At 65.6% G+C, this 12,206-nt stretch carries 8 protein-coding genes and 2 pseudogenes; 5 read left to right on the forward strand and 5 right to left on the reverse strand.

The window, feature by feature from the left end; genetic code table 11:
* Positions 1-39: 39 nt before the first annotated feature.
* On the reverse strand, positions 40-2,022 hold the full coding sequence (acs, locus tag AC1RWI_RS30270) for an acetate--CoA ligase (protein ID WP_043347780.1): 1,983 nt from the start codon (positions 2,020-2,022) through the stop codon (positions 40-42).
* A 408-nt stretch (positions 2,023-2,430) separates the two neighbouring features.
* Between acs and AC1RWI_RS30275 the strand changes: the two genes are divergently transcribed.
* Both AC1RWI_RS30275 and AC1RWI_RS30280 read left to right on the forward strand, forming a co-directional pair.
* Positions 2,431-3,375, forward strand: a complete 945-nt coding sequence (locus tag AC1RWI_RS30275; protein ID WP_043347784.1) for a DMT family transporter — start codon at positions 2,431-2,433, stop codon at positions 3,373-3,375.
* 20 nt (positions 3,376-3,395) lie between these two features.
* A pseudogene (locus AC1RWI_RS30280) lies at positions 3,396-3,470 on the forward strand (TIGR00645 family protein); the annotation flags it as partial.
* A gap of 31 nt (positions 3,471-3,501) precedes the next feature.
* On the opposite strand, the gene AC1RWI_RS30285 reads toward AC1RWI_RS30280, so the two are convergent.
* The 3 genes from AC1RWI_RS30285 to AC1RWI_RS30295 form a co-directional block, all read right to left on the reverse strand.
* The gene (locus AC1RWI_RS30285) at positions 3,502-4,767 is read right to left on the reverse strand and encodes a sensor histidine kinase (RefSeq protein ID WP_492870143.1); all 1,266 of its coding nucleotides are present in this window, start codon (positions 4,765-4,767) and stop codon (positions 3,502-3,504) included.
* Positions 4,764-5,516 carry a response regulator gene (locus AC1RWI_RS30290; RefSeq protein WP_492870144.1) on the reverse strand — a complete coding sequence of 251 codons (753 nt, stop codon included), beginning with the start codon at positions 5,514-5,516 and terminating at the stop codon, positions 4,764-4,766. The genes AC1RWI_RS30285 and AC1RWI_RS30290 overlap by 4 nt, the downstream gene beginning before the upstream one ends.
* Positions 5,517-5,598: 82 nt before the next feature.
* Complete coding sequence (locus AC1RWI_RS30295; protein WP_492870145.1) at positions 5,599-6,396, reverse strand: hypothetical protein; 798 nt, start codon at positions 6,394-6,396, stop codon at positions 5,599-5,601.
* 285 nt (positions 6,397-6,681) lie between these two features.
* Here AC1RWI_RS30295 and AC1RWI_RS30300 point away from each other — a divergent pair, with 285 nt between their 5' ends.
* Both AC1RWI_RS30300 and murI read left to right on the forward strand, forming a co-directional pair.
* Positions 6,682-8,205: a fumarate hydratase gene (locus tag AC1RWI_RS30300; RefSeq protein ID WP_183035092.1), complete on the forward strand. Its 1,524-nt coding sequence runs from the start codon at positions 6,682-6,684 to the stop codon at positions 8,203-8,205.
* Between the two features lie 96 nt (positions 8,206-8,301).
* Positions 8,302-9,114 (forward strand): glutamate racemase, encoded by an 813-nt coding sequence (murI, locus tag AC1RWI_RS30305; RefSeq protein WP_043347802.1) that lies wholly within the window; start codon positions 8,302-8,304, stop codon positions 9,112-9,114.
* A 21-nt stretch (positions 9,115-9,135) separates the two neighbouring features.
* On the opposite strand, the gene AC1RWI_RS30310 is transcribed toward murI, so the two are convergent.
* Positions 9,136-11,436 (reverse strand): AAA family ATPase, encoded by a 2,301-nt coding sequence (locus AC1RWI_RS30310; protein ID WP_043347805.1) that lies wholly within the window; start codon positions 11,434-11,436, stop codon positions 9,136-9,138.
* 457 nt (positions 11,437-11,893) lie between these two features.
* On the opposite strand from AC1RWI_RS30310, the pseudogene AC1RWI_RS30315 reads away from it, so the two are divergent.
* Positions 11,894-12,206, forward strand: a pseudogene (locus AC1RWI_RS30315) (energy transducer TonB); the annotation flags it as partial.

The raw sequence follows: 12,206 nt of genomic DNA on the forward strand, positions 1-12,206 counted from the left end.
GCCGGCAGGGGCGGATGACTGCGTTATCGCGTCATCGCGTTATTGTGCCTGCTTCAACTGCTCCAGGATGGCGGGGTTTTCCAGGGTGGACGTGTCCTGGGTGATTTCTTCGTTCTTGGCCAGCGAGCGCAACAGGCGCCGCATGATCTTGCCGGAACGCGTCTTGGGCAGGTTGTCGCCAAAGCGGATGTCACGGGGCTTGGCGATCGGGCCAATCTCCTTGCCCACCCAGTTGCGCAGATCGGCGGCGATCTGTTTGGCCTCTTCCTCGTTCGGGCGGGAGCGCTTGAGCACCACGAAGGCGCAGATGGCCTCGCCGGTCATGTCGTCCGGGCGGCCCACCACGGCGGCTTCCGCCACTATCGGGTTGGAGACCAGCGCGGACTCGATTTCCATCGTGCCCATGCGGTGGCCCGAGACGTTGAGCACGTCGTCGATACGGCCCATGATGGTGAAGTAGCCGGTCTCCTTGTCGCGGATCGAGCCGTCGCCGGCAAGGTACAGCTTGCCGCCGAGTTCTTCCGGGAAATAGCTCTTCTTGAAGCGCTCCGGGTCGCCCCAGATGGTGCGGATCATCGAAGGCCACGGCCGCTTGACCACCAGGATGCCGCCGCTGCCGTTCGGCACGTCCTGCCCTGTCTCGTCAACGATGGCCGCGATGATACCCGGCAGCGGCAAGGTGCACGAGCCCGGCACCAGCGGCGTGGCGCCCGGCAGCGGCGTGATCATGTGGCCGCCGGTCTCGGTCTGCCAGAAGGTGTCGACCACCGGGCAGCGCTCGCCGCCGATATTCTGGTAGTACCACATCCACGCTTCGGGGTTGATGGGCTCGCCCACCGTGCCCAGCAGGCGCAGGCTGGACAGGTCGTATTGCCTGGGATGGATCTTCTCGTCGGCCTCGGCCGCCTTGATCAGCGAGCGGATCGCGGTCGGCGCGGTGTAGAAGATGCTGACCTTGTGGCGCGCGATCATGTCCCAGAAGCGGCCGGCGTTGGGATAAGTGGGCACCCCTTCGAACACCACCTGCGTGGCGCCGGCGGCCAGCGGGCCGTAGGCGATGTAGGTGTGCCCGGTGACCCAGCCGATATCGGCGGTACACCAGAACATGTCGTCGGGCTTGATGTCGAAGCTCCATTTCATCGTCATCAGCGCCCACAGCAGGTAGCCGCCGGTGCTGTGCTGCACGCCCTTGGGCTTGCCGGTTGAGCCCGAGGTGTAGAGCACGAACAGCGGATGCTCGGCGCTGACGGGCTCGGCCTCGCAGGTCTGCGGCTGGCCAGCGGCAACATCGTCCATCCAGCGGTCGCGGCCTTCGGCCCAGTTGACCTTGCCGCCCGTGCGGCGGTACACGATCACGCTCTTCACGGCTTCGCAGCCGCCCAGCGCCAGCGCTTCATCGGCGATGGCCTTGAGCGGCAGCGCCTTGCCGCCGCGCATCTGCTCGTCTGCGGTGATCAGCGCCACCGCGCCCACGTCGACCAGCCGCTCTTGCAGCGACTTGGCGGAGAATCCGCCGAACACCACCGAGTGCGTGGCGCCAAGGCGCGCGCAGGCTTGCATGGCGACGACGCCCTCGACGGACATCGGCATGTAGATGACGACGCGGTCGCCCTTCCTGATGCCCAGCGCCTTGAGGCCGTTGGCAAACTGGCACACCTTGGCATGCAACTGGCGATAGGTGACCCTGGTAACGGTGCCGTCGTCGGCCTCGAAGACAATGGCTACCTTCTCGGCATTGCCGTTGTCCAGGTTGCGGTCCAGGCAGTTAAAGGAGGCATTGAGCTCGCCGTCCTCGAACCACTTGTAAAACGGCGCATTGCTCTCGTCCAGCACCTTGGTGAAGGGCTTGGTCCAGTGCAGTTGCTCGCGGGCGTGACGCGCCCAGAAACCCTCGTAGTCGCGCTCGGCCTCGTCGCACAAAGCCTGGTAAGCCTCCATGCTGGGGATCGCGGCTTGCTTGGCAAACGACTCCGGGGGATTGAAAATGCGATGCTCCTGCATCACGGACTCGATGGCGGACATTTGTTTGTCTCCTGATATAGCGTGGCTGCCTGGCTGCGAACTTACGCTCGACGGCTTACTTAAACCTGACGCTGCCAAACCCAACCCGCTCGAACGCCGCCACCCGTGCGCCGGCTGCTGCGGCGCACCATGGATAACGGCCGGACACGGGTAAGGATGTGCAGCCTTCTCCATTAGGCTAGCACAGCTATAATGCCGCGAGCCCTATCCCGAACGCGGCGCTGCGGCATTGCGGACCTTGGCCGGCAGACGTGCTCAGCGCGATGCGCCACCGCGAGGCACCGGCCATTACTTGCCAAATCGTCGCCAAATCGTCGCCGAGTCCTCTCCAAATCGCGGCCAGTACCGGGCCGGAACCCGGCCGGAAGCCGCCAGATCCCGACCAAACAGCGCCGCCACCCAGACCCCGTGCCCATCCACGCCCTCCTCCTGATTGCCTCAATGGCCCTCGTCGGCAGCAACGTCGGGCTGGGCAAGGCCATCGTCGCTTACGTACCGATCCTGCTGTTCGCGCTGCTGCGCTTCGCCATCGCCATCGTGTGCCTGGCGCCCTGGTACCGCCCCGCGCGCATGCGCGCCGTCTCACGCGGGGAATGGCTCAACCTCTTCCTGCAAGCCTTTTTCGGCACGTTCCTGTTCACGCTGCTGATGCTGGGCGGCGTACGGCTGACCAGCGCCATGGCAGCGGGCGTGATCACCAGCACCATCCCGGCGACCGTAGCCCTGCTCTCGTGGCTGATCCTGCGCGAACGGCTATCGCGGCGTACCGTGTTCTCGGTCTTGCTGGCGGTGGCGGGCATCGCGGTGCTGAACGTGGCGCGGGGCACGGACCACGGCGGCAGCGGCGGTGCCGATGTCGGCGGCGAGCATGCGCTGCTCGGTAACCTGATGATCATGGGCGCGGTGATCTGCGAATCGATCTACGTGATCCTCTCGCGGCGGCTGGCGCAAACCCTGGCGGCCATCGAGATCTGCGCCTATACGCACTTGATCGGCGGGCTGCTGATGCTGCCACTGGGCCTGATGCCGCTGCTGCATTTCGACATGGCATCGGTTCCGGCTAGCATATGGTGGATGGTGCTCTGGTATGCGCTGTCGGCCAGCATCTTCTCGTTCTGGCTGTGGATGAAAGGCGTGCGCCATGTGCCTGCACAGATGGCGGGCGTGTTCACCGCGGTGCTGCCGATCGCGGCCGCCACCTACGGCATCGTGTTCCTCGGGGAGACGCCGGGCTGGCCGCACGGCGTGGCGCTCGCCTGTGTGCTGGCCGGCATCGCGCTGGCGAGCTGGCCCGGACCGCTGGCCCGCCGCGCGTGGCGCGCCAGCAGGACAGGGGCGCGCAACGCCGACTAGCCCCGAGCGGGCAAAGCGCCACCGAGTACGACGAAACCAAGTTCATGCTGGTGGTGCTCGGCCTGATCGATGTGGTGATGATCTCCAGCCTGGTTTCTCATCCCGCGCATCCCGGCGGCCAGCGCTTCATGCCACCGGATGCTCTGGTGGTTGCGGCGCGGGCAGCACGAGGCAAACCTGGAAACCGCCCCCGGGCGCATTGCGAGCGAGGCATTTGCCCCCCATGCGCTCCACCAGGCGGCTGACGATCGCCAGCCCAAGGCCACAATGGCCGTCGCCGCCGCGCGAGGTATCCAGCCGCGCGAATGGACGCATCGCCACCTCGACCTGCGCATCCGGCATGCCCTCGCCATGGTCGCGTATCACGATATGCCAGTGCTCGCCCTCCAGCCGGGTCTCGATCTGGATCGGCGGCATGCCGTACTCCAGCGCGTTGTCCACCAGGTTGGTGACCATCCGGTCCACCAGCGTGCGCGGCAACACGAACCGCGGTCCGGCGTCCAGGCGCAACTGAAACAACGCGCCGGAAAACTGCTGGCGCAGGAAGGCATCGACTTCGATGGCCGGGCCGGGGTCGGGACTCTCGTTCGCGTACTCCAGGAACTGGTTGACGATATGCGTGATCGAGTCGATGTCCTGCACAAAGCCACCGCGCTCAGCGGTGTCCGCGAGCACGTCGGCGCGCAGGCGCAGCCGGGTCAGCGGCGACTTCAGGTCGTGCGCCACGCCGGCAAGCATGACCGCCTGGTTCTCGCGGCTCTCCGCCTGCCTGCGCATCATGTCGTTGAAGGACTCGGCCAGATAGCGCAACTCGGACGGGCCCGTCACCGGAATCAGCGCCGCGCTCCCGCCATTGCCAAGCTCGCGCGCGGCACCGGCCACGCGGGCGATCGGGCGCTGCATCTGCCATGCCACGAACAGGGACAGCAGGATCGCCGCGACCAGCATGCCCGTGGTTTCAAAGACGAACGGCGGCAATGGCGGCGGCCGCATGTCCAGTGCCATGACCGCCCAGCGGGACTGCCCGGGAAGGCGCGCCCACAGGTGCGGCGGCCATGCCTGGTCCACTCGCAGCTCCGACCCCGCCGGAAGCCCTTGCCGAAGTTCGCGCAGCAGATGGCGCAAGGGCCCATGCTCTGGCAACGGGCCGGCGGCAGGCTCGGTGCCAAGGGCGGCAAGCCGGATGGCGGCGCCTGGATTGCGCTCCGCGCCGGCGCCCGGCCTCCCGTCGAGCGTGCCCAGCGCCAGCACGGTGCCCCGTGCCATGCCGTCCGCCTGGCCATGCGGGCGCAGGTGAAACATCAGCGCGGTCCAGCCCAGATGGACAATGACGAGCACGGAGACGGATAGCACCGCCATGCGCCCAAACAGCGTATTGAACGGATTCTTCATGCGTCCGGCGCTTCGTCGAGGTCGTCGGCTTCGTCGGCGCAGAACGTGTCGAGCCCGGGGACGAAGACGTAGCCGCGGCCCCGCACGGTCTGGATGTAACGAGGCACGGATGGATCCTCCTCGATCACGCGGCGCAAGCGCCAGACCGGCACATCCAGGCTGCGGTCGCGAAAATGCATGTCGGAGCCATAGAGACGGTCGTGCAGCCGGGCGCGCGAAAGCACCTTCATCGGGTGGCCGGTGAAGACCTTGAGCATGGCGAATTCCGTATCGCGCAAAGGCAGGCGCTCGCCGTCGCGCGTCAGGATGCGGGCGGAAAAATCGACGTCGAACGGGCCAAAACTGTAAGAGTGACGCTGCTCCGGCGCGCTCCCCGGGGCCTGCGGGCGGCGGTGCAGCACCGCGTGGATCCGCGCCAGCAATTCGCGCGAGCAGAAGGGCTTGGGCAGGTAATCGTCGGCGCCAAGTTCCAGGCCCGCGGCACGGTCGGCGGCATCGCCGCGCGCCGACAGGAAAATCATGGGCACATCGTCACCGCCAGCGCGCACCTCCTGCAACGCGCTCAGCCCATCCTTGCGCGGCATCATGATATCGAGCAGCACCACCGATGGCCTCTCTTGCGTGAGCCGGCGCGACAAGTCGTAGCCGTCATGCAGCACCGACACCGTCATGCCGCTCGATAGCAGGATGCGTGACAGCAGGTCACAGGCGACGGGGTCGTCGTCGACGAGAAGCACGTGAGGAGTCATGAATGTGAAGGTGCGCGCACGCTGCCGGGGCAGCGTGCGCAGGGCGTACCGGGAACAGCGGCACGCCCTTGCAGGTAGTTCTTTATGCCTGCGTGGTAACGAAGTTGCCAACAGTGCTCATCGTACCGTTGCCGCTGCGCAGGTTGGCCGAGAGCGTCTGCAGGAACGACTGCAAGGATACCGGCGATCCAGAGCTACCGGATTGCTGAAGCGCGGAAAAATCCGTCTCGAGGGTCGCGAGCGTTGTTGACGCCGGGTTGCTGGCGCTGTCCGAGCTGGCACCACTCGATGAAGTGCTGCTGGCGCCAGCTTCTTGCGCCAGGCTGGACAGATCCGAGCTGACGCTCTGGTAGTGGTGGTGATGGTGGTGATGGCCGGTTGCGGCAGCCGGCGATTGGGTTGCCTGCGCAGCATCGGTGCCGGTCGCGCTGGCTACGGTGCTGTCGGTCGTGCTGGCGGCGGTGGTGGTAGCGGTGGTAGCAGCGCTCGTGCCCTGGCTTGCGGTGGTGCCGGCTGCCTGGGCGGCAAGTGCCTGGAACAGCGCGCCGACGAACGCTTGCACTGCGTTGCCGGAGGCATCCGCGCTGTCCGTCGCGCTGGACGCGGTGGTGGTGTTGCTGGCGGCGGCGCCCGAAGCGGTGCTGGCGGAAGTGGCGGACGCCGCGGTCGTCGAGCTGTCCGTGCTGGACGACGAGGTCGTGATGCCCAACTGCGCCAACGTTTGCTGAAGTGCCTGCATCAGCGCATCGGCCGGATTGCTGACCGAGTTGCTGGTGTCGCTGCCACTGGACGCATCCTGGCTACCGCAGCTTTTGCTGGTGGACTGCGCCTGGAAAAGGCTGGACAGCGACGAGTTGCTGCCAATTGCGCTCAAGGTCATGGTCATATCTCCGTTATTGAGGAGACGCCAAGATAACCGCCGGCCCACCGCGAACATGCGCCAAGGAGAAAACGGAATCGGGGCCATTTCACCCGCCCGTAAGGCCCTGTAAGGCAAGCGTCGCAGGCAGGGGAGGAACTTCGCGCAAGGAAGCGCGCATCGGCCAGCCGTGCGCAGCGAAGCGCACCTGCGGCCCTGTCGACAGCCGCATGCAATCAGGCATCTCCCCCTCGCTAGGTGTATGATTTCGGGCTAAATTTCCCCTCGACTGTCCTCCCCACAAAAATGACTGTCATCAAACAAGAAGACCTCATCCAGAGCGTCGCCGACTCCCTGCAATACATCAGCTATTACCACCCGATGGACTACATCACCAGCCTGGGCCGTGCCTATGAGCTGGAGCAGAGTCCCGCGGCCAAGGATGCGATCGCGCAGATCCTGACCAACAGCCGCATGTGCGCTGAAGGCAAGCGCCCGATCTGCCAGGACACCGGCATCGTGACGATCTTCGTCAAGGTCGGCATGGATGTGCGCTGGGATGGCGCCACCATGGGCCTGTCGGACATGATCAACGAAGGCGTGCGCCGCGGCTACACCAACCCGGACAACGTGCTGCGCGCGTCCATCGTGAGCCCGCCCGAGGGTGGCCGCAAGAACACCAAGGACAACACCCCGGCCGTGATCCACTACGAAGTGGTGCCGGGCAACACGGTGGATATCCAGGTGGCGGCCAAGGGCGGCGGCTCGGAGAACAAGTCGAAGTTCGTCATGCTCAACCCGTCCGACTCCATCGTCGACTGGGTGCTCAAGACCGTGCCGACCATGGGCGCTGGCTGGTGCCCGCCGGGCATGCTGGGCATCGGCATCGGCGGCACCGCCGAGAAGGCCATGGTCATGGCCAAGGAATCGCTGATGGACCCGATCGACATCCAGGACGTGATCGCTCGCGGCCCGCAGGATTGGATCGAGGAAATGCGCGTCGAGCTGTACGAGAAGGTCAATGCGCTGGGCATCGGCGCGCAAGGCCTGGGCGGCCTGGCCACCGTGCTGGACGTCAAGATCATGGGCTACCCCACCCACGCTGCCTCCAAGCCAGTGGCGATGATCCCGAACTGCGCGGCCACCCGCCATGTGCACTTCACGCTGGACGGCAGCGGCCCGGCCAAGCTCGAAGCGCCTGACCTGTCGGCCTGGCCGAAGGTCGAGTGGGCACCAAACACCGAGACCTCCAAGCGCGTCGACCTGAACACGCTGACGCCGGCGGAAGTCGCCTCGTGGAAGCCGGGCCAGACCCTGCTGCTCAACGGCAAGATGCTGACCGGCCGCGACGCCGCGCACAAGCGCATCGCCGACATGCTGGCCAAGGGCGAAAAGCTGCCGGTGGACTTCACCAACCGCGTGATCTACTACGTGGGCCCGGTCGATCCGGTGCGCGATGAGGCCGTCGGGCCGGCAGGTCCCACCACCGCTACCCGCATGGACAAGTTCACCGAGATGATGCTGGCCGAAACCGGCCTGATCTCGATGATCGGCAAGGCCGAGCGCGGCCCGGTGGCGATCGAGGCCATCAAGAAGCACAAATCTGCCTACCTGATGGCAGTCGGCGGCGCGGCCTACCTGGTGGCCAAGGCTATCCGGCACGCCAAGGTGGTCGGCTTCGAAGACCTGGGCATGGAAGCCATCTACGAGTTCGACGTCAAGGACATGCCCGTGACGGTGGCCGTGGACAGCGAAGGCACCTCGGTGCACAAGACCGGCCCCGCCGAATGGCAAGCCAAGATCGGCAAGATCCCGGTCGCTGCGCTGTAACACGCGCCACGCCGTGACAGCAATGCTGTCTGCAAAAGCCGGGTCATCCGACCCGGCTTTTTGCTACCTGACCTTTTGATTGCCTCGACCCCTCCTGTGAACAACGCACCCATTGGCATCTTTGATTCCGGCCTCGGCGGCCTGTCCGTGTTGCGCGAAATCCGTGCCCTGCTCCCGCAGGAATCGCTGATCTACGTAGCCGACTCGAAGTACGCGCCCTATGGCGAGAAGCCCGAGCATTTTGTCGAGGCGCGCACGCTGCAGGTTTGCGAATGGCTGGTGGCACAGGGCTGCAAGGCCCTGGTGATCGCCTGCAACACGGCGACCATGCATGCGGTGCAAACGCTGCGCGAAAAGCTGGCGCTGCCGATCATCGGCGTCGAGCCCGGCCTGAAACCCGCCGCCGCTGCCAGCCGCAGCAAAGTGGTTGGCGTGCTGGCCACGGGTAACACATTGAAGAGCGCAAAGTTCGGCCGGCTGCTTGCCTCCTTGGAAGGCGAGAGCCGCTTCCTCTGCGAGGCTGGCGTCGGGCTGGTGCCGCTGATCGAGCAAGGCGATGTGGATGGCCCGGCCGTGCGCGAGAAACTCACCACCTACCTGACGCCCATGCTCGAGGCCGGCGCCGATACGCTGGTACTTGGCTGCACCCACTACCCCTTCCTGTCGGACACCGTGCGTGAACTGGTGGGCGATCGTTTGACGCTGGTCGATACCGGTGACGCGATCGCGCGGCAACTTCGGCGCAAGCTGGCCGAGCACGACATGGCTGCGAGCGCCGACGCGGTGCCCAGCGACCGCTACACCTCGACCAAGGATGCCGCCCATCTGCGCGCCATGGCCGCGGCGCTGCTGCATGTGGACGCGCCCGCGGAAACCCTGGTGATCGAGCCCGCGCCGGCATTCGACTGAGGCGTCGCCTCCTGCTTCAGGTCATTGCAGGAACCCCAGCGGCCGGCGCTGCCGCACGTCCGGCTTGACAGCATGTTCCTGGCGCAACTGCGCCAGGAACTCGTCTGGCGTGAGCGTCTCGCCGAGCAGCACGCACTGACGCTTGACAGTAGCGAAGTCGCCCGGCGTCAGGCAATCCATCTTCGCCAGCTCCTCGCGCATGGTTGCGTCCATGCGCTGCGGTTCGGCATCCAGCGCTTCCTCGACGAACATCGCCATGCGTTGCTCGGGCTTGAGCGGCAAGAAACGGATCTTGAACGAGAAACGACGCAGCGCCGCCTCGTCGATCCGCTCGAACAGGTTGGTGGTGCATACGAAGATGCCGTTGAAGCGCTCCATGCCCTGAAGCATCTCGTTGACCTCGGACACCTCGTAGTTGCGCACGGCGTTCTGCCGGCTTTGCATGAAGCTGTCGGCTTCGTCGAGCAGCAGGATGGCGCCGTCCTCCTCCGCGCGCGCGAACATCGCCGCGATCTGCTGTTCGGTCTCCCCCACGTACTTGCTCATCAGGTCGGAGGCGCGCCGGATCATCAGCGGCTGCTCGAGCGCGGCCGCGATGTGCTCGGCCAGCGCGGTCTTGCCGGTGCCCGGGGGACCATAGAAACACAAGGTGCCGCGCTGCCGTGCCTTGAGCGCCTGCACGATCTTGCCGACCTCGTAGCGCGTCTCCAGGTTCAGGTAATCCAGGCGGTAGTGCGTCACCACCGGGCGCCCTTCCACCTCCGGGCGCAAGCCCATGGCGCGGTCGGCATGGTCAAGCTGCCGCAATATCAGCGCCTCCACCGGCTCGGCCACGCCCGAGCCCGCCAGTTGCACGAAGCGCGCGGCCGATTGCACCTGCGCCGGTGTCAAGGTCTTGCGCGCGGCCAGCGACGCAATAAAGGCGTCGCTCACGTCCAGCGTGCCCAGGTGCTTGCGAATGATGTTCTCGCGCACCAGCGGGGGCGGGATCTTCAGCTCCAGGTGAAACTGGAAACGGCGCAGATAGGCCGGGTCAATCTGGCGAATCGAGTTGGAGATCCAGATCACCGGCACCGGGTTCTGCTCCAGCGTCTGGTTGACCCAGGCCTTGCCGTTCACCGAGCCGCGCGGGTCCTCCTGGCCAAACAGGCTGGTGAGCTCGCGCGCGCTGCCCGGGAACACATCCTCGACTTCATCAAACAGCAAAGCCGTGCGCGGGCGGCCACGCAGGAACGCCTGCGACACCTGAAGCGAGCGATAGCGATCCTTGCCTGACAAGCTGTTGCCGTCGCGGTCCAGGCAGTCCACTTCGTACAACTCGCAGCCAGCCTCGCGCGCCAGCAGCCGCGCGAACTCGGTCTTGCCGGTGCCGGGTGGGCCGTAGATCAACACGTTGACGCCGCAGGCATGCTGCTGTGTGGCGTTGGCCAGCAGCGCCGACAGGTAGCGCGCATCGGTCTCGACGTGCGGATAGTCGCCGGTGCCAAGCGTGGGGGCCGCCGCAGGGCGCGTGAACACCGCCATCATCTCGGCTTCGTTAGCGTAGTTGCCAAGCAGGACATGCAACAACCGATCCGACAGGCGCATCAGGTCACCCAGATCGGTCACGCTGTTCTCGGGCAGGGGCTGCTCGATCAGGTTAAGCGTCTCCAGGCGCGAGCCGGGCCGCAGCGAGGCCGCCACCGCGGCCGGACTTGCGCCGGTCAAGCCCGCGAGGATCTGGAAGGCCTCCTGGCTGTGCGCTACCTTGCAGTCCACCATCACCGCGCGCAGGTCGCGCTTGTATTTTGCGAGCGCCGCATACAGCAACAGCTTGCGCTCGTGCTCGGGCAAATCCAGCACATGGCTGAGCATGTCGATGTTACGCACCAGCAGCACGCGCTCGCCATCCAGCCGCTCTGCCAGCGCTGCCGCCGACGCATCGAACACGGCGAACATATCCTTGGCGTGATGCTTGACGTACTCATCCAGGTAGTAGAACAGCGCGCTCTCATCGAAGGCGCTGTTCCATTGCCCGTGCCGCTCCAGGAATTCTTCGGGCGTGAGGCGCGCAGCGCCTTTCCAGGCCGGCATATCGGCGCAGCGCGCGGCAAGGAAACGCTGGACGCGCAACACCACGCCGTACGGCCACACCATCTCCTGTGCGCTGACCGTCAGGATGTCGTTGATATTGCTGCGCAGGTTGAATCTGGGCCCCAGCGAGCACACGACCCGCAGGGCGAACTGGGCGCACATCCAGTCGAGCGCGGAGGTGCATGGCGAGCCGGCCGCAGCACGCAGGAGGGTCGAGCGGTCGTCTTCGGCGAAACGGGTGAAATCCATGGCCTGGTCCTCTCGCACGGGGGGCGCCGCGGCCGGCGCGGCGAAATACTCGAACGGCTCGAACGGCTCGAATGATTCGTCTTTTTCCTATGCTAGCGCGCTTTGTGGCAGATCGGGCATTGCCGGCAACCCTGTGCCGTGCGAGAGCGCGCATTTTGTCGCAGCCGCGGGAAGGTATCGCCAAATCGGCGTATAAAGGCGGCTGCGCGGCAGCGATTCAACGCATTGCGCAAAATGCCACCAAATAAGAATCATTATCGTTTATACTGGCGACCTGACACGCTGCCTCGAGAGCGGCGCTCCCACCGGCATCACTGTTGAAGGAGCATTTATCATGGAATTGCTGCTTAGCTTGCTGGTCGGTTGTGGCATCTCGCTGATCCTGTTCTATCGCAAATAGGCCCTATCGCTAATAAAGCCGGCGCCGCGCCAATTCGCCGACATCTGCTGTTTTCTCATGTTCGATCAACGTTTTTTCAAGATCACGCTTGCCGTCCTGCTGTTCCACGTCGGCCTGCTCTACCTGATCCAGAGCGGGCTGGGGCGCAAGATCACGGAGGCCGTGATCTCGCCGGAAGTCGTCGCGCGCATCATCCCGCTCGAGCCGCCCCAGAAGCCCGCCGTCGAGACGCCAAAGCCCAAACCGGAAACCCCGCCCAAGCAGGTGAAGGTCACCGCACCCAAGCCTGCACCGCCGCAACCGCGCCCCACGCCGACGCCGGTGGCATCGCTGCCGCCCACGCCCAATGCCGTGGAAGCACCGCTCGCGC

This window comes from Cupriavidus sp. MPR-AND1C, assembly GCF_058809705.1.

Bases quoted from the DNA above. Each gene is read 5' to 3' on its own strand.
- AC1RWI_RS30300 (WP_183035092.1), top strand. From the start codon at position 6,682: ATGACTGTCATCAAACAAGAAGACCTCATCCAGAGCGTCGCCGACTCC.
- AC1RWI_RS30310 (WP_043347805.1), bottom strand. From the start codon at position 11,436: ATGGATTTCACCCGTTTCGCCGAAGACGACCGCTCGACCCTCCTGCGT.
- AC1RWI_RS30295 (WP_492870145.1), bottom strand. From the start codon at position 6,396: ATGACCTTGAGCGCAATTGGCAGCAACTCGTCGCTGTCCAGCCTTTTC.
- AC1RWI_RS30285 (WP_492870143.1), bottom strand. From the start codon at position 4,767: ATGAAGAATCCGTTCAATACGCTGTTTGGGCGCATGGCGGTGCTATCC.
- AC1RWI_RS30290 (WP_492870144.1), bottom strand. From the start codon at position 5,516: ATGACTCCTCACGTGCTTCTCGTCGACGACGACCCCGTCGCCTGTGAC.
- acs (WP_043347780.1), bottom strand. From the start codon at position 2,022: ATGTCCGCCATCGAGTCCGTGATGCAGGAGCATCGCATTTTCAATCCC.